The 18,034-nt window shown below is 37.4% G+C and carries 14 protein-coding genes; 5 read left to right on the top strand and 9 right to left on the bottom strand.

Annotation, left to right across the window (positions count from 1 at the left end; genetic code table 11):
• Positions 1-179: 179 nt before the first annotated feature.
• The gene (locus B806_RS0103320) at positions 180-3,077 is read left to right on the top strand and encodes a valine--tRNA ligase (protein WP_017402614.1); all 2,898 of its coding nucleotides are present in this window, start codon (positions 180-182) and stop codon (positions 3,075-3,077) included.
• A gap of 100 nt (positions 3,078-3,177) precedes the next feature.
• Positions 3,178-5,289, top strand: a complete 2,112-nt coding sequence (locus B806_RS0103325; RefSeq protein ID WP_017402615.1) for an AAA family ATPase — start codon at positions 3,178-3,180, stop codon at positions 5,287-5,289.
• A 100-nt stretch (positions 5,290-5,389) separates the two neighbouring features.
• Here B806_RS0103325 and B806_RS0103330 read toward each other — a convergent pair whose 3' ends face one another.
• Positions 5,390-6,406 (bottom strand): molecular chaperone DnaJ, encoded by a 1,017-nt coding sequence (locus B806_RS0103330; protein ID WP_017402616.1) that lies wholly within the window; start codon positions 6,404-6,406, stop codon positions 5,390-5,392.
• Between the two features lie 127 nt (positions 6,407-6,533).
• Complete coding sequence (locus B806_RS0103335) at positions 6,534-7,439, bottom strand: AEC family transporter (protein ID WP_017402617.1); 906 nt, start codon at positions 7,437-7,439, stop codon at positions 6,534-6,536.
• A 116-nt stretch (positions 7,440-7,555) separates the two neighbouring features.
• Here B806_RS0103335 and B806_RS0103340 point away from each other — a divergent pair, with 116 nt between their 5' ends.
• Both B806_RS0103340 and B806_RS0103345 read left to right on the top strand, forming a co-directional pair.
• A complete protein-coding gene (locus B806_RS0103340) occupies positions 7,556-8,440 on the top strand; it encodes a LysR family transcriptional regulator (RefSeq protein WP_017402618.1) in 885 nt (294 codons plus the stop codon).
• Between the two features lie 304 nt (positions 8,441-8,744).
• Positions 8,745-9,932, top strand: coding sequence for an ammonium transporter (locus B806_RS0103345; RefSeq protein ID WP_025466664.1), 1,188 nt, complete (start codon positions 8,745-8,747; stop codon positions 9,930-9,932).
• Between the two features lie 94 nt (positions 9,933-10,026).
• On the opposite strand, the gene B806_RS19720 is transcribed toward B806_RS0103345, so the two are convergent.
• Positions 10,027-10,161: a hypothetical protein gene (locus B806_RS19720; RefSeq protein WP_125514716.1), complete on the bottom strand. Its 135-nt coding sequence runs from the start codon at positions 10,159-10,161 to the stop codon at positions 10,027-10,029.
• A 69-nt stretch (positions 10,162-10,230) separates the two neighbouring features.
• Between B806_RS19720 and B806_RS0103355 the strand changes: the two genes are divergently transcribed.
• Complete coding sequence (locus tag B806_RS0103355; RefSeq protein ID WP_079381063.1) at positions 10,231-10,941, top strand: phosphatase PAP2 family protein; 711 nt, start codon at positions 10,231-10,233, stop codon at positions 10,939-10,941.
• 1 nt (position 10,942) lies between these two features.
• Here B806_RS0103355 and B806_RS0103360 read toward each other — a convergent pair whose 3' ends face one another.
• From B806_RS0103360 to B806_RS0103385, 6 genes are all read right to left on the bottom strand, one after another.
• Complete coding sequence (locus B806_RS0103360; RefSeq protein ID WP_017386302.1) at positions 10,943-12,277, bottom strand: two-component system sensor histidine kinase PmrB; 1,335 nt, start codon at positions 12,275-12,277, stop codon at positions 10,943-10,945.
• Between the two features lie 23 nt (positions 12,278-12,300).
• Complete coding sequence (locus B806_RS0103365; protein WP_002116411.1) at positions 12,301-12,975, bottom strand: DNA-binding response regulator PmrA; 675 nt, start codon at positions 12,973-12,975, stop codon at positions 12,301-12,303.
• A gap of 14 nt (positions 12,976-12,989) precedes the next feature.
• A complete protein-coding gene (locus B806_RS0103370; RefSeq protein WP_017402620.1) occupies positions 12,990-14,639 on the bottom strand; it encodes a phosphoethanolamine--lipid A transferase in 1,650 nt (549 codons plus the stop codon).
• A gap of 177 nt (positions 14,640-14,816) precedes the next feature.
• Entirely contained in the window at positions 14,817-16,145 is a 1,329-nt protein-coding gene (locus B806_RS0103375) for a DcaP family trimeric outer membrane transporter (RefSeq protein WP_017386300.1), read from the bottom strand.
• Positions 16,146-16,417: 272 nt separating this feature from the next.
• Complete coding sequence (locus tag B806_RS18995) at positions 16,418-16,609, bottom strand: hypothetical protein (RefSeq protein WP_014207513.1); 192 nt, start codon at positions 16,607-16,609, stop codon at positions 16,418-16,420.
• A gap of 73 nt (positions 16,610-16,682) precedes the next feature.
• The gene (locus tag B806_RS0103385; RefSeq protein WP_017386298.1) at positions 16,683-17,942 is read right to left on the bottom strand and encodes an MFS transporter; all 1,260 of its coding nucleotides are present in this window, start codon (positions 17,940-17,942) and stop codon (positions 16,683-16,685) included.
• Between the last annotated feature and the right edge of the window lie 92 nt (positions 17,943-18,034).

Genomic DNA, 18,034 nt, shown 5'->3' on the forward strand with positions numbered 1-18,034 from the left:
AATTCTTTTGTAATTTTTGTGCCGTGTCGCCACACGATTAAATTGTGATCCATCTTTCATAAATCTACCGTTTTTTGAAAAAAATACAAAACCGTTTATCTGTTTTCAGCACATTAATTTCGAGGCATTTTTTTGCTACAATAGATGCAATTTTTTATGCATATTCGATCTAAGCTACTATGACTGACGCTCAAACCGCTCAAAATATTGCAACCACATACGATCCAACCGAGATCGAAAAGAAGTGGTACAAAACGTGGGAAGAACAAGGTTACTTCAAACCTTCTGGTCACGGTGAATCATTCTGTATCATGATTCCGCCACCAAACGTCACTGGTAGTTTGCACATGGGCCATGGTTTTAACAATGCCATTATGGATGCCCTCACCCGTTATAACCGCATGATGGGTAAAAACACTTTGTGGCAACCGGGTACTGACCATGCTGGTATTGCAACTCAAATGGTTGTTGAGCGTCAACTTGGCTTACAAGGTGTAACTCGTCACGACTTAGGCCGTGATAAGTTCATCGAAAAAGTTTGGGAATGGAAAGAACAATCTGGCGGCACAATTACGAAACAAATTCGTCGCTTAGGTTCATCTGTAGACTGGTCACGTGAACGCTTCACGATGGACGAAGGTTTATCAAACGCAGTTAAAGAAGTATTCGTTCGTTTGCACGAAGACGGTTTAATTTACCGTGGTAAGCGCCTTGTAAACTGGGACCCTAAACTTCAAACAGCACTTTCTGACCTTGAAGTAGAAAGCAAAGAAGAAAAAGGCTCACTTTGGCACTTTAAATATTTCTTTGAAGACAAATCAGTTAAAACTCAAGACGGCAAAGACTATTTAGTTGTTGCAACAACTCGTCCTGAAACTTTACTTGGTGATACCGCGGTTGCTGTTCATCCTGAAGATGAGCGTTATGCGCACCTTATTGGTAAAAACATCGTATTGCCAATTACGGGCCGTTTAATTCCAATCGTTGCTGACGACTACGTTGAAAAAGACTTCGGTACTGGGTGTGTAAAAATCACGCCTGCTCACGACTTCAATGACTATGACCTAGGTAAACGTAATAGCTTGCCAATCATTAATATCTTCAACAAAAACGCCGAAGTTTTAGGTGAGTTTGAATATATTGCAAAAGCTGGCGAACAAATTTCTAAAACCATTACTGCACCTGTAGACTATGCTGGTTTAGAGCGTTTTGAAGCACGTAAAAAATTAGTTGCCCAAGCTGAAGCTGAAGGCTGGTTAGATCAAATCCAACCATATGACTTAAAAGCTCCACGCGGTGACCGTTCAGGCGTGATCATTGAGCCGTTACTAACTGACCAATGGTACGTAAAAATTGCTCCGCTTGCTGAACCTGCAATTGAAGCAGTTCAAGATGGCCGTATTAAGTTTGTTCCAGAGCAGTACAGCAACATGTACATGGCATGGATGCGTGACATTCAAGACTGGTGTATTTCACGTCAGCTTTGGTGGGGTCACCGTATTCCAGCTTGGTACGATGCAAATGGCAACATCTATGTTGGTCGTAACGAAGAAGAAGTACGCGCGAAAAACAACATCGCTGCTGACGTTGAACTTAAACAAGACGAAGACGTACTTGATACATGGTTCTCATCTGCACTTTGGACATTCTCAACCTTAGGTTGGACTGGCGACGCACAAAAAGATGCAGCAAATGATTTCTTAAAAACCTTCCACCCAACAGATGTGTTGGTGACTGGTTTTGACATCATTTTCTTCTGGGTTGCCCGCATGATCATGATGACCCTACACTTCATGAAAAATGAAGATGGTTCATCTCAAGTTCCATTTAAGACTGTTTACGTTCACGGCTTGGTACGTGATGGTGAAGGTCAAAAAATGTCGAAGTCTAAAGGTAACGTACTTGACCCATTAGACTTGATTGACGGTATTGATTTAGAAAGCTTAGTTGCAAAACGTACGACTGGCCTCATGAACCCGAAAGATGCAGCGAAGATTGAAAAATCAACGCGCAAAGAGTTCCCAGAAGGCATTAATGCTTATGGTACTGACGCAGTTCGTTTCACGTTCTGTGCGCTTGCAAACACTGGTCGTGACATCAAGTTCGACTTAAAGCGTGTTGAAGGCTACCGTAACTTCTGTAACAAAATCTGGAACGCGACTCGTTTCGTTCTAATGAATGTTGAAGGTCAAACTGTTGGTCAACAAGCTCGTCCTGATCTTTGGGAACTTCCAGAACAATGGATCATCAGCCGTCTACAAAAAGCTGAAGCTGCTGTACATCAAGCGTTTGCAACATATCGTTTAGACCTTGCTGCTCAAGCGATTTACGACTTTATCTGGAATGAATACTGTGACTGGTACGTTGAGTTAACTAAACCAGTTCTAAACGATGCAGAAGTTTCAGAAGAACGTAAAGCTGAAGTACGCCGTGTATTGCTTGCAGTGATGGAAGCTTCATTGCGTTTGGCTCATCCGCTTATGCCGTATTTGACAGAAGAAATCTGGCAAACGCTTGCACCAATGCTTGGTCAAGGCGGTCCAACGATTATGACTGCTCAATACCCTATTCCAGAGCAAGCAAAAATCAGTGAGCAAGCTGAAGCAGATATGCAATGGCTTCAAGGTTTGATTGGTGCGGTACGTAACATTCGTGGTGAGTTAGGCTTAGGTAATGCGCGCTTGTTGCCAGTATTACTTCAAAACACTTCTGACGCTGAGCGTGAACAAATCATTCGTATTGAAGCATTGTTCAAAGCATTGGCTAAAGTTGAAAGCATTGAGTTCTTGAATAAAGACCAAGAGCCGCCTTTGTCTTGCTCTAGCGTTGTTAGCCATGCATCGGTATTTGTACCAATGAAAGGTTTAATCGACCCTAAAGCTGAGCTTGCTCGTTTGCAAAAAGACTTGGATAAAATCCAAAAGCAACACGATCAAATCGCGGGCAAACTTGCAAACGAAGGCTTTGTTTCTAAAGCACCAGCAGCAGTTGTTGAAGGTGAAAAAGCCAAGCTTGCTGAGTTTGCTGCTCAGTTAGAGAAAGTTAAAGCGAATATGGAGCAAATTGCTGCGCTTTAACTTATTACTATTTTAATATTTTAAAAAGTCATCTTAGGGTGGCTTTTTTTTAACCTATAATCTATAAATATAATTTCTAAAAATTAAATAGATACTAACAATGAAAATTTCAAATATACATATTGAAAACTTCCGGGGTCTTAAAGAGATTAATTTGACACCATCACAAATGAATTGTGTGATAGGTGAAAATAATGCTGGAAAATCAACTGCTCTTTTAGCTATTAATTTATTTCTGAAAGGTACAAAAATTTCAGAATCTGACTACTACGATAAATCTAAGGAGATTTTTATTGATATAACTTTTAATGATGTTAATGAAAATGACTTAAATAAAATATCAGATGAAGAAAACAGATCCAGAATCCAGAAAATAATTGGAAATAATCAATTAAAGTTCCGAAGAAAGTATAAATTAGATCTCTCAAGTGATTTGCTTTGTTATAAAAAAATTCCTATTAATATAATTTATAAGGCTGATTGGATAAGTAATCAGCTTAAAGGCAAAAAAGCTCCAGAAATAAAAATTTTTATGAGAGATACATACCAATTATCTCAAGATGTGGTTAGTTCTATCTCATCACAAACCGCAGCTAAAGAAAAAATTGACGAACTGATTGAACAATTACCTAGTAATGAATTCTGCTACGACTGGGAAAACCTTCCAACTGGATTCAGTAATACAGTTATACCTATGTTCCCAGAACCTATTTATATACCTGCTGTAAAAGATTTCAGTGATGAAACAAAAACCAAAGAAAGTACTAGTTTTGGTAAATTAATAAAAATTCTCTTTACACAAATTGAAGAATCACCAGAATTTATCGAAATCAAAAACTCTTTTGAAAAGCTTAATAAGATGTTAAACCGTCAGATCATTAAAGGTGAAGATGGGACCGAACAACTTATTGATGACCGTCTCGATAGCCTTAAATCGCTTGAACTTGAAATAGAAAAGGTCTTTCAAGAGAGTTTCTCTCAAATTAAATTAGAATTACAAATTCCTAATCCAGAAGTTAAGCAGATTTTTAATAGTACCCAAATTTTAATAGATGATGGAATAAAAACTACTATTGATTATAAAGGTGATGGTGTTAAACGTACTCTAGTATTTTCTATACTTAGAACTTATGTTGAAAAACTAAACTGTAATAAGAAAAATACGGACTACATCTTTTTATTTGAAGAACCTGAACTTTATCTTCACCCAAATGGTCAACGCATTTTGTATAATGTTCTAGAAAAATTATCACTTAAAGATCAAGTTTTTGTTACCACGCATTCACCAAATTTTTTTTCAGCTACAGCTAAAGAAACTTGTTTCATCAAAATATATAAAGATTTTTCTTCCTCCCCACCTTGTTCAAAAGCAAAAGAAATTAACTTTGTTATAAATAGCACTTATAAGGATGCTTTCCAAATTATCTGTTATGAAAATAGTACACCAGCATTCTTCTCTAAAAAAGTTCTCTTGGTTGAAGGAGATTCAGATTTAATCTTTCTGAAAGGGCTATCACGCTTTATTAACGAATCATATTGTTTCGAAAAAACAAATATTCCAATTATTAGAATACAAGGGAAAATGAATACCAAAAGATTTTATGACTTTTATAAACATTTTGATATTGAGGTCTTCACACTATTAGATTTAGATATACTAATTGACGGATTCGAGAAACTTGAATTTGGAACAGAATCTTCAGAACTGAATGCTCTTAGACAAAATTTATTAATAAAACTAGATCAATTTTGTGAAGAACAGGGTATCAGTAGCAAAATTAATGGAAAAATTATTTCTGAACAAGCAAAAAAAATTTCTTGGCAAGATAAATATAAGCGCTTGAAAGAGTTAGCAAATAAAGTCAGAAATCGGGAGGAGGTTTCAGATGATGAGCTTAAAGAAATTGATGAACTTTTTGAATTCGAAACAAATAATAAGCGAAGAGAAGCTTTAAAATTATCTGAAACATTCTATTTAGAAGAGAAAGTTAAGTTAATAAATCGCTTATATGATTTGGGATATTTTGTTTTAAATTTAGGCGCTATTGAAGCATACTATCCAGAACAAACTTCTGGTGAAGATAAACCGTCAAAAGCCCTTAATGCATTAGAAATTATAGAAAAACAAAACATTAGCTATTTACCCAAAATACCCTACCAACAAACTGATCAGTGCGAATTGAGTCTTATAATGAATAAAATTTTTTCTTAATTTTCTTCATTAAATCGACCTTTCATAGGTAAATGAAGAATCTATTGTCAATTATCATTCTCTCCCTTTATAAAGTTTGGGGAGAGGTGTATCTAAAACTTCATAAAACCCCATGCCCCAATAACATCTCAATCCCACTCACCTTTTTCATGTGCTTAAAACGCTCTTTTTCCCACTTCAACTGTTGCTTTAACTCAGCACAGTCCGCATCTACAGCTTTATAAACATCGCCGATATGTACATGCTCTGCTTTTACATTTTTTGCTAACTGAAAAGAATCTAAAATCTCAGCTATTTGACTTTCAAGCTGCTGACTTTGTGCATCTAGAGCCAGTTTATAAAACCTCAATTGCTCGGCAGATAAGTCTTTAGCACCTAGCCCTGTATTCTGTTCAAGCTGTAACTGGAGTTTGAGTAAATAAAACAAATCCTGCTTTTCGTAGGCCTGACTGGCCTGTTGAAACAGCTCGGTTTTTTCTAATTTTTTAGTTTCATCTTGCTCACGGTCTGGGTGAATCATCGCGGCAATTTTTAAATAAACTGTTTTGAGTGACTGCGCTGCCATTTGCTCAGCTTGTTCACGTTTCTGTTGCTGTCTTTGCTGCTTGGCTTGTTCTCGTGCTTGTTGTTGCTCTGCAGCATACTGTTCAAAGTCTTCTTCTAACTCTGCACTTTGCTCAGTACTTTCATCATATTCAGATTTTATTGGCTGAATTTTTTTAGTCTTTTTTACCGACTCCCCCACATGTTGCTGATAAAAGGTATCGATCTGCTTTACCAGCTCTAACTGTTCAGCAGATAGCATTTTGGAGCGCTTCAACGTTTGTGCAAGTTGGGCAATTTTTTCATCTAGTTGTTGTATATCCGCTTTGGAAAACTCATGGCTATGTAAAATATTCCAAAGTTGAACTAACTGCTGAAATAGCACTGTATGTAAATCGTTATACACAGGCATCAATTTTTGCCGAATGTGCTGTTGAATCTCAGCTTGTGCATTTTGCCATGTGCTCAGGCTAACTTTTTGCTGTTCTATTTTATTAATCAGGCGATTCAGTTTTTTCTGCTGTGCAGACGGTTCAGACCTTTGCTGCAAGCTCACTTTGAGATCAAAGGACATACTCATCCACCTGAAAAAGAAAAAAGTGTAGCAATAATCAGATGAGGAAGGTAGTAATGCATTTTTTAAGTCAGAATCGACCTATTCATTTTTAGAAAATAGAAGATGACTTAACTAAAGTTATATCTTAAGAAATCCACCAAATCATCAGTGGTAAAGTCACGGCAGCACATAGCGTTTGAAAGCTAATTACGGCCGCCATGAGCTGACTATTACCACCTAAAACCTTAGTTAAAATGTATGATGCGGAAGCCGTCGGTAGCGCAAAGAAAATAACTAAAATTTGTGTTTGTAAACTTGATAAACCAAACCACATGCAGACCGCGTAAGCAAAGGCAGGCACTGCTAAAAGTCGTGCGAACGTATCTGCTGCCAATACCACAATGTCCTTTTTAATTTGCATAAACTGTAAAGCTGCACCAACACATAACAACCCTAGTGGCAAACTCGACACTGAAAAAAGCTTAATAAACTGAGTAAAGCCTTCCCAAATTGGGATATGAAGTGCATTGACTGCGGCTCCGACCACACATGATGCAATCAACGGGTTTTTAAGGAGTGCAATCAAAACAGGTTTAATTGCCATGTGTTCTTTAGAAGTTAAAGCAAGCACCGAAATAACATTCACAAGCGGAATGCAAAGCGCCAATAAAATTGCCAGAATTGCCATTCCTTCACTTTTAAAAAGCGAAGTGACTAAAGCCAAACCAATATAAGTATTAAAGCGAACCATACTTTGTACGTGCACACCAAAACGTGCAGGCGGTATATGCCAAAACATTCGAAGTATGTATAAAAAGGCAGTCACTGCTAAAACCACAACCAACATCGCAATGATGGCTGTACTCAAGCTTTGTAAGTCAATTTTTGCGGTCGATAGCGTACTAAAAAGCAAAGCTGGAAATAGAATATAGTAATTTAGCTTCTCTGCCCCAGCCCAAAACTCATCGCTAAAAAAACGATATTTTTTAAATAAGTATCCCGATGCAATTAATGCAACTAAAGGAAAAAGAGATAAAACAATACTATTCATTTCTTTACTCGAGTTTTGTTGAGACTTGCTGTTTCGGCAATTAGCTTGGCTTACTCATATATTAAAGATAATGAAAACTCATGATAAAATGAGTTTTTACTCATAATAAGTACAACATGACATTTACCCAGCTTGAAATTTTTGCACTCATTGCTGAACTAAAAAGCTTCACTGCTACTGCAGAAAAGCTGGGAATTTCACAGTCGGCAGTTTCTCATGCGCTTAAATCATTAGAACAACAATGGGGCATTAACCTAATTTCAAGAACCCAAAGTGATATTGAACTCACCACGACAGGTCAACAGCTTCTTACTCATGTAAAAGAGTTATTGAGTATTTCCGATACATTAGAAAAAGAAGTTGCGGCCATCCACGGTTTAAATGAAGGAACATTACGTATAGGGTCTTTTGGGGCTTCATCCTCTATTTATCTATTACCTGAAATTTTAGAAACTTTTCGGCAGCGCTATCCTAAAATCGAAATTTATATTGATGAAGGTGAAGATAAAGAAGTGGCTCAATGGTTATTAGAACGGCGCATAGAGGTCGGTTTTTTGATTATGCCAGATGAGCGTTTTGATACTTTCCCCTTAATTGAAGATCGTTTTGTTGCGTTAATTCCTACCCACTATCCACTCGCTCAACAACTCTATATTGATCCAGCACAACTAGAAAACTGCCCTTTCATCATGACAATGGCGGGTAGTCGACATCAGGTCGAATTAATTTTAAAAAACTTTAATGTGAAACCAGACATCAAGTTTTATGTTTCACAAATTCTAAGTATCGTCAGCATGGTCCATAACCAGTTAGGGATTTCGATTGTCTCTGATATGGTGCTCACCAAAGAGTTACTCTCACTCTATCCAAATGTAGTTAAACGCCCTTTTAAACCGAACCTTAAACGTTCTATTGGTCTCGCAGTCAAAAATAAAAAGCATATGAGTCCCGCTGCAAAAGCTTTTATTGAAGTCGCACAATCGGTTTGGTCAGATCATTAATTGAATATGAGCGAGTCTTTTTAAACTTTGAGAACGAACTCTTTCAGGTCAATTTATAAGCGTATTAGATGACTTGTAACGTAAAAAGCGCCAAAACCGCCCCTCTTTAACCAAATCAACGCACCATTTATCGCCAAAAACTACTTATTTAATCCAAATTGGTGCGCTTATTGCATATTCACTTTTATGCAATTGAGTTTGTTTCGACAAACTTAGGTTTTTAGATTCCTTAAATCTATTTTGGTGCAATTTACAGACCCAGATTTGTTCCAAAATGGAATTTAGCACTTTTTTCGAGCATGCTATGCAAAATGTAGATCTATTTTTCTTATTACTTGGTGCTGTTTTGGTTCTTGCCATGCACGCAGGTTTTGCATTCTTGGAACTTGGTACGGTTCGCCATAAAAATCAGGTGAACGCACTTAGTAAAATTCTGACTGACTTTGCCCTTTCTGCAATCGCATATTTCTTTGTTGGCTACTACATCTCTTATGGCCAGCACTTCTTCCATGATGGTGCGGTTTTATCAAGTGATCATGGCTACAACCTCATGCGTTGCTTCTTTTTACTCACTTTTGCTGCGGCAATTCCTGCCATTATTTCGGGTGGTATTGCTGAACGCGCAAAAATGCGTTCACAAGCAATTGCCACACTCGCTTTAGTTGCGCTGGTATATCCATTTTTCGAAGGTATGGTCTGGAATGGTAACTACGGTCTGCAAAAGTGGTTAGAAACAACCTTTGGCGCAGCTTTTCACGACTTTGCGGGTTCAGTCGTGGTGCATGCCATGGGCGGTTGGATTGCACTTGCTGCTGTCATTTTATTAGGGGCGCGTTCTGGTCGCTATAAGAAAGATGGTCGTGTAAGTGCTCACCCGCCATCGTCTATTCCATTTTTGGCACTTGGCTCATGGATTTTAATTGTCGGCTGGTTTGGCTTTAACGTCATGAGTGCTCAGCGTGTTGATGCAATTTCTGGCTTAGTTGCCATTAACTCACTTATGGCAATGGTTGGGGGTACAATTACAGCAAATGCGATTGGGAAAAATGACCCAGGCTTCTTACACAACGGTCCACTTGCAGGTTTAGTCGCAATCTGTGCCGGCTCTGACATTGTTCATCCAATCAGTGCACTTGTTATTGGTGGTGCAGCTGGGGCTATGTTTGTGTATCTATTCACCTATACTCAAAACAAACTTAAAGTTGACGATGTGTTAGGTGTATGGCCTTTACACGGCGTATGCGGCGCATTTGGTGGTATTGCAGTAGGCCTATTTGGTCAACAATGGCTGGGTGGTTTAGGCGGCGTATCATTCATCTCACAGCTCATCGGGACAGCGCTCGCGATAGCCATTGCTCTTGCGGGTGGCTTTATTGTTTACGGCTTGCTTAAAGCGACCATTGGCATTCGTTTATCTCAAGAAGACGAGTTTCGTGGTGCAGATTTGTCTATTCATAAAATTTCAGCAAATTCTGAAGAAGGTATGTTTTAATTCTGTGTAGGCACGACAGAGTCTTTTCTTCTGTAATAGCAAATAACATCAGTCAATTACGTTACTTTTGTTTCGGCATGAGTAGCGTCTAAAGCTACGCAAGACCAAAACCATTTCCATTCACAAAACCTGTTCCTTGTTTATTACTATTCAAATAGTTTGCAAAAACTTTAAACTTCTTATGCTCAACAGGTTGTGAATGGATACACTCACTCATCATTTTGGTCACGAAATTAAATTTAGTTTAAGAGCAATTTAAGTTTTATTTTATGTAATGCCTTTACCCACAATCTAATTGATGTTGCATGGCATGAATCAACAAAAACAATTTTTCCAGATTAATATTATTCTTCTGTTTTTCAGTTTTTTTCTGCTTTTAATCGTTTTTCCAGTGGGTGGGAAAATTGATATGTACCTCATCCAACCTTGGATTGATTCAACAGGTCATTTTTTCAATCGAGACAATTGGTATCTGGAAAGACTTAATCATGAGATTGTAAAGCAGATCATTACTGGCATTTATGTCATTTTTTTCGGTCTATGGCTTGCGTCATTTAAAGTTGAGAAATTAAAGCTTTATCGCTGGCAATATGGTTATATGTTTTTCGTGAGCATGGTTGGCAGCGCACTGGTTGGTCTCTTAAAATCACAATCTGCTCATGCCTGCCCTTGGAATATGATTCATCCTAACAGCTTAGGTGGCTATATTTGGGACTTTACTGCGAAACATGGGCATTGCTTTCCGGGTGGACATGCAAGCGCTGGCTTTATTTTAATGACAGGTTATTTTGTTTATCGTCTTGAACAACCGAAACGTGCCTATTTTTATCTTATTTCAGGCATTTTATTAGGCTTTATGATGGGATGGGCACAAATGATGCGTGGAGCACATTTCCTGAGTCATAATTTATGGACAGGTTGGGTCATTTGGGCAGTAAATATCTTATTTTATGCCGTTTGTATTCGCCGCTTTGAGTTTGAAAAACGAATCAAACAAGAACTTGTCTAACTCAAGTCCTTGTTTCGTGAACATGTAAAATCTTTGGAAGTTTAACCAAGACCGAAAGTCCACCAAGCTCTAAACTTCTGTCTAGTGTCAAAGTCCCACCTAAACGTTGAGTTGCTCGGTCAACAATGGATAGACCTAAACCACTCCCCACTTCAAGATGATGATGTACACGATAAAAACGCTTTAGAACTTTATCATAATGTTCTGGGTCGATCCCCGCGCCGCTATCTTCAATTTGTATACACGCATCGCCATCTGTAGCAGTGAAAACAGAAATATTAATCATCCCCTCATGAGGGGTATATTTGATGGCATTATCAATTAAGTTAAAAATAATTGAATGAACAGTTGGCTCAACACTATGCATTTCAATTGACTCGTTACGAACAAAGCCCAAGTCGATTTCTTTTTGCATAGCCAGATTAACAAGCTGTTCAACACAATTTAAAGCGACATCATTAAGCTGAAAAGCTCTCGTCGGTTCAATCACACTTAAAGATACATCCTGCTTAGCCAGCGCTAAAAGCTGTGTCACCAAGTGCTGAATACGCGCTAATCCTTTACTCAAATTTTGCAGCGATTCCTGCTCAGGAAATTGACTAATTAAAATTTTAGTTTGTAAATTCAGAGCAGTCACAGGGGTTCGAAGTTCATGGGCTGCATCTGCAATGAACTGTTTCTGCTCATTTTGTGCCTTAGAAATACGCTCAAAAAGTCGATTCATTTCATCAATTGTGGGTAACAGTTCTTGGGGATAATCTACAACTTCAATAGGTGTTAGTTCTTCTGAATCACGATGAGTCAGTTCATTTTTAAAGTCATCGATCGGCTTCAAACCTCGACGAATAATTGCAGCTAAAGCAAAAATCGCAAATGGTAAGATAATCAAATATGGAATGAACATGCTACCTGCAAGTTCCCAAGCAAAAGCCTCACGAACCTTTTCTTGCTGGCTAATCTGAATCTGGTAATCCTTTAATGGCAAAACATAGGTACGGATTAAGCCATTACTGGTTTTATGTGAGTAAAAGCCGGCTTGTGTAACAGGTGGAACCAATAAATGGAGATGGTGTGATAAATGGGCTTGATCTTTATAAGCCCAAATATCTACAAATAGATCTTCTTCATGATAAGTTTTATGAAAATCAAACTCACTGCTTACCGTTTTCAATGGATATTCAGCTGTTCGCTCAGCTAAATAACGCATTTGGGTATCTAAAATTTCATCAACTTCTTGCAGTGCAACTTTATACGCACTAAAAATTAATATACAACCTAAGATGACACTGAAAATTGAGGTGCCCCAAATCAGTCGTTTTTTTAATGAATAATGCACTGTTATGAAGTTCCAAAATTAAGTTACGATTGCCCTAAACGGTAACCCAATCCTCGAATAGTTCGGATAAAGTCTTTCCCGAGTTTAGCTCTCAGGTGATGCACATATACTTCAATCGTATTACTGGTTACATCACTATCGAAATCATATAACTTATCTTCAAGATTTGCTTTAGAAAAGATTTTATTTGGGTGACTCATTAAAGGAATCAGAATTGCCCATTCACGATTAGACAAATCAATACGCTGTCCTTTAAACGTTGCAATATGTTGTTCAACATTTAAAACCAGATCACCACTTTGTAATAGTTGCTCATGATTCGCAAGCTGAGCCTCTACGCCACTACGGCGTAATAGCGCATGAATACGAGCAAGTAATTCATCAAACTCGTATGGTTTGATCAAGTAATCATCTGCACCATGGTTTAAACCATCAACACGGTTTTGTAACTGATCTCGCGCTGAAATAATTAAGACGGGAGTTGCTGCTCTTTGGCGAATTTGCTTTAAGACCTGCATGCCATCCATCATAGGTAGCCCTAAGTCCAAAAGAATTAAATCGAATTTATTTTTAGCCAACTGAGCCAGACCGTCTAAGCCATTATTGACCCACTCCACTTCAAATTGATGATATTGCAGCAACGTTATTGTTGACTCTGCAATCATAAAATCATCTTCAATCATCAAGATTTTTGTCATGTTCGAGGCTCGCTTTAATTCACATGGGCACAAGAGTGCAGCATATCCAGTTGAGGGTTGATGACCTGAGTTTTTACACCTAACAAACTCAGTAAGCTTGGGAATAAATTATCCTGACTTAACTTTTCTTTAGTTTGTTGGCCTAAACAACTCACTTGTGCAAGGTTGTGTTGTTTCCAGCTATCAGAAAACCACATCATCATTGGTACATGCGTTTGTTGGGTCGGTGCAATTGCATACGGTGAACCATGTAAATATAAACCATGTTCACCCGTCGATTCACCATGATCAGATAAATACCATAAACCTGTTTGATATTTCGATAATTCTTTTAGGTTATTAATGATCTGACTTAACACATGGTCTGTATATACAATTGTGTCATCATAACTATTTAATAACTCTGTTTGAGAACAACCCTGTATCGCATTAGTATCACAAGTCGGTTTAAACGGTTGATATTGGGCAGGTGCACGCTTGTAATAGGCTGGCCCATGACTTCCGACTTGGTGTAAAACAATGAGTCGCGGACGAGTATCTTCTTTAGGAATAGTCGCTAAATACTCATTTAAGCTATCGATTAAAATATCGTCATAGCATTCGCCATCTTTACACCATTTTTGCTTTAACTTTTCTGGTATTTTGTACTGTTCAACACGATCACAAGTACCCTTACAGCCAGAGTTATTATCAATCCAAGTTACTTGGTAACCCGCACGTTTAGCAATGTCCAATAGACCTTCACGATGGCTTGCTAGTTGTACATCATAGTCAACGCGAGGCATTCCAGAGAACATACATGGAACCGACACAGCAGTTGCTGTACCACATGAGCTGACTTGGGAAAAATTCAAAATATTTTGTTTAGAAAGTTCCGGATTCGTATTTTTCGAATAACCATTTAATGCAAAACTTTCCGCACGGGCAGTCTCGCCTACAACCAAAACCATTAATTTAGGCAAGTTGCTTTGTACTTGCTGAACTTGATGAGCATCTTCTCCATAATGTATCAATGGCAAGTTCTTCTTAGGCGCCATTTTGTGATAATAAGACATTAAAGATGAAATACTATTTTGTGGTGAGATCATACCTTTCAAATCACGATGCTCACGGAAAATAGATGCAAAATCAACATAGTAAACAAATAGTAAAATACCCATGATTGCACATGAGGCTACAATCGAACCAAGCTTTTTCATCAATAAATAAGATACTTTTTCTTTTTTAAGTTTTACCTGAGTAATTAAAATAATAGGCAAAACAACTAAGAAAACTGTCCAAAGCCCGAAACGCAATGAAATTAAATCAGAAACTTCAGAGACATCGGTTTGTATCATATTTTGAATCTGATCAGGTGAGATAATTACACCTAATGTATTGACGAAATAAGAACTAAAACCACCAATCACTATCAGTAAAATTGCAAAAATTTTAGCAGTCCATTTCCAGTTTAAAATCTGTAAAATCGTATAATAAGCAGCAACCACAATAACTACTGTAGCAGCTAGAAATAGAATAGCCTTTATTCCAAAATATGGAGTTAAAAGGTGGACTTGGTGATAAAAACCAATATTTAGAATTGCCCCTAACCAAATGGCTACAATTAAATTAAACATAAACAGCGAAATCTGTTTATTTTTTAAAGTAGAAAAAAAATTCAGCATCTTGGGTGACTACAATCTTTTTATGATGCTCTAATGTAGAAATTGAAACTTAAAAATGACTTAAATAAAAAATGATCTAATTCAGAAGCTTTAAAGCAAGCTAATTCTTTTAATTTATATAAAAAAGACGAGGTTAGATTTAACCTCGTCTTTTAAGCTTTTAACTAAATATTGTTTTTAGAAACTATATTTAGCCATTAAACCAACACGGTTATCTTTGTAAGACTTACCATCAAATGTATCACGTTTACCGTTAACGTATTCAACACCTAAATCAATTGGTTTAACTGGTGTATAGATGAAGTTAATCCATGCTTGTTGAACTTTTTCATTCCCTGCTGCATATGCTTTAGCATAATCAGTACCATCATCAGAGAACTGAGCACCGTACGCTAATGTAGAACGTAAGTTAGGTAAAATCTTATAAGTTCCGCCCACTTGTACTGCTACAAATTCATTTTGCTCAATATCACCATCTACAATTGTATAGGCCTTATTACTACCGTATAGATAGTTACTATTACCTACCACATAAGATGCATCAGCAAATAGTTTTAAAGGATCAGATACTTTAAAGTCGGTACCAACAGCAACACCCCAACCAGTTTGGTTGTCACCACCAGCTTTTGATTTATAGTTTTCAACTAATGCACGAGCTGAAGCATTACCTTTTCCATCAGCATAACCTTGAGTTACTTTGGCAGTTAAAACTGGTAAGCTATATTTAATACTGTCATTTACCCAAGCACCATCTGCATCTTTTTTACCAGTAAGACCAGTGCTATCGCCTTCCTCGGCCGATACAAACAATTGAGTTGTTGGCCCAAGTTTATAGTTATAACGTACTTGTGGAACACGCGTTGTACCACCACCAATGTTTGTCGAGAAGTCAATCATTTCTGGTGCATGGTTAGACAAGAAGTTAGACGTTGTTTGACCAAACAACCAGTTATTATAAGTTAAGTAAGCGTGACGAATACGCAAAGAGCCGTTTGAATCTGTTGTTGAACCAGCAAAATCGACTTCAAGTTTACCACCTACTTTGGCATCATTTACTGGAGCAGTAAAATCTAAACCAAAACGAGTCGTTTTCGCTGTAGCACGAATTTTATCAGTTGCTTCACCTTTTGACTCAGCTACTTTACCAAAGTCGTTATCCGCACCTTCGATAATATAGTTAGCATCACCACGAACAAAACCATAGAGGTTCACATCAGCACCCGCTTTAGATTTTAATGATGCTAAAGGTGAAACTGGCGCAGCAGCTTGAGGTTGTGCCTTAACTTCTGCTAACTGTACTTGCTGTTGTTGCTGTACTTGCTGTTGTTGTTGCTGAACTTGACGTTGTTCTTGAATTAAAGCTTTTAACGCTTCAACTTCTTTACGAAGCTGTTGAATTTCCGCTTTGTCGGAAGTCGCAGCATGTGCCCCACTCATCATTAAAGCTGTAACTGTAAGAGCTAAACTTTTAATAACGAAAGATTTACGATTAAGGAATAGATCCATCAAAAACTCCTAAAAATATATTTTATGTTGCCTATCCATGCCAAGTTGATTTACGCCATTAAATTAGGGGCTAAAAAATCAACTCTCCTCCACATTGGTTACATTAATTTTATTACCGCAACCAAAACCAATTTCAACGTTGTGCAAGACTAAAACCTATAAACAAAGACATAAAAAACATACTTTGATTTACAGATTTTTACCTTAACTTCATGTTGTAACGAATCCTACACAACTCTCTTATCTTATAGAATGATTAAATCGTTATTTCATTATTCTTTTTTAGACTTTAGGCTAATAACCAATCTAATTGAACATTTTTCTGCCCATTTTGATTGATTCACATGATTTTTCTTGTTATCCAAATCCATTTTTTCTCCATTTAGCTTCCATTTGCTACCCACACAAGATGGCACAATTAATTGAGCATTTAAATAGCTAAAAATATACATTTTTAAAAACATAGACAAAGGTATTAAATAAAGCTTAGATCACTGCTTGAGCAATATTAAAGTTCTTTATTTCATTTAGTTAACATTATTTTTCCTGTAGTTTCTCATGTTTCCATAGGAAAATAGGCAGTAAACTGATCACTGCAATAATGACAATAGCTATCAAATAATAGAAATAACCGAGTAAATCTCCAATCACACCACTAAAACTATAAAGAAGACCGCTAACAGTCGCCATGACTGAAACCTGAAAGGTAAAATCTGTCCCCGCATATTCTTTTCGACTGTAATGCATGACTAGAGTCAACATAGCTACCAATAGCATTGCCGAGAATGCATCTTCTAAAGCATTGACTGTATATATAACCCAGACACTCAACTGAATTTTTTGTTCATAGGCATAGGCTAAATAAGCATAGGCTCCTAGACTCATAATTTTAAAAATTGAAAAGCCAATTAATGCTGTTGGTCTTGAAAAGTATTTAAGCACTGCTCCTGCTATTGCCGCCCCAACGAGTGCTGCTACTGCACCGAGCATCGTGATGTAAACACCAATTTGAGTAAAACTTAATCCCATATCCACCATTAAAGGTTTAAGTAATGGTCCAGCTAAGCCGTCTGCTACTTTAAAAGTGATCAGTACCATTGACCAAGAGCGGAGCTCTTTATTTTGAGAGAAATATCTTAGGTAAGCTTTAATTTTTAGGACTAAATTTTGCTGATCAAGTTTGAGTTCGCGACTCGCATGAGAAGTATGTTGAGGCTCTTTAAATAACCAAACTGGTAGAGTATTTAAAAATACTATGGTTGCTAATAGCAAAAAAGTAGGTTGCCATGTTAACCAGTCTAAGCACCAAAGTACGGCGCCTCCCCCAACAATAAAACCTAAGCGCGAACCAATGACCTGAAATGTATTGCCCCAATGCTGCTGATCATGTTTTAACAAGTTGACTGCTAAAGCATCGGTAGCAATGTCTTGTGTTGCTCCAGTTAAGTTCATAAAAAGTAGTGAAATAAAAAATGCGAATAAATAAATAGGTTGATCTAAAGCTTGAACTGGGAAAAAAGATAAAATACACAGTACACCTACCGTCAAAAACTGAGTAGGTAGAATCCAACTACGATAATGTCCTAAGTGAGAAAGTGCGTGTCGGTCGACCCACGGCGCCCAAAAAATCTTGATTGACCACGGTAACATTAATAAGCCAAAGCCACCAATATGGGCGAGTGAAACTCCTTCTGCTCTTAAGATCACGGGTAAAGCGTGGGTCATAAACCCAACAGGCAGTCCTTGTGCCCAATATAGAGAAAATAGCAGAAGATAAAGATTTTGCTGCCGCAACATAGAAACCTACTTTTTATTTGTTTAATGAGGAATAACATCAAATGTCATGTTGTTCTTACATTTTGCCAATGAAGCATATATTTCAAAAGATT

Origin of the sequence: Acinetobacter sp. TG2027 (genome assembly GCF_000302435.1) — a bacterium.
GTDB lineage: Bacteria > Pseudomonadota > Gammaproteobacteria > Pseudomonadales > Moraxellaceae > Acinetobacter > Acinetobacter pittii.

Excerpts from the sequence above, each read along its gene's own strand:
- B806_RS0103330 (WP_017402616.1), bottom strand. The coding sequence starts at position 6,406 with ATGTCCTTTGATCTCAAAGTGAGCTTGCAGCAAAGGTCTGAACCGTCT.
- B806_RS0103335 (WP_017402617.1), bottom strand. The coding sequence starts at position 7,439 with ATGAATAGTATTGTTTTATCTCTTTTTCCTTTAGTTGCATTAATTGCA.
- B806_RS0103355 (WP_079381063.1), top strand. The coding sequence starts at position 10,231 with ATGTTGCATGGCATGAATCAACAAAAACAATTTTTCCAGATTAATATT.
- B806_RS0103365 (WP_002116411.1), bottom strand. The coding sequence starts at position 12,975 with ATGACAAAAATCTTGATGATTGAAGATGATTTTATGATTGCAGAGTCA.
- B806_RS0103375 (WP_017386300.1), bottom strand. The coding sequence starts at position 16,145 with ATGGATCTATTCCTTAATCGTAAATCTTTCGTTATTAAAAGTTTAGCT.
- B806_RS0103385 (WP_017386298.1), bottom strand. The coding sequence starts at position 17,942 with ATGTTGCGGCAGCAAAATCTTTATCTTCTGCTATTTTCTCTATATTGG.
- B806_RS0103370 (WP_017402620.1), bottom strand. The coding sequence starts at position 14,639 with ATGCTGAATTTTTTTTCTACTTTAAAAAATAAACAGATTTCGCTGTTT.
- B806_RS0103325 (WP_017402615.1), top strand. The coding sequence starts at position 3,178 with ATGAAAATTTCAAATATACATATTGAAAACTTCCGGGGTCTTAAAGAG.
- B806_RS0103345 (WP_025466664.1), top strand. The coding sequence starts at position 8,745 with ATGCAAAATGTAGATCTATTTTTCTTATTACTTGGTGCTGTTTTGGTT.
- B806_RS18995 (WP_014207513.1), bottom strand. The coding sequence starts at position 16,609 with ATGTTTTTAAAAATGTATATTTTTAGCTATTTAAATGCTCAATTAATT.
- B806_RS0103340 (WP_017402618.1), top strand. The coding sequence starts at position 7,556 with ATGACATTTACCCAGCTTGAAATTTTTGCACTCATTGCTGAACTAAAA.
- B806_RS0103320 (WP_017402614.1), top strand. The coding sequence starts at position 180 with ATGACTGACGCTCAAACCGCTCAAAATATTGCAACCACATACGATCCA.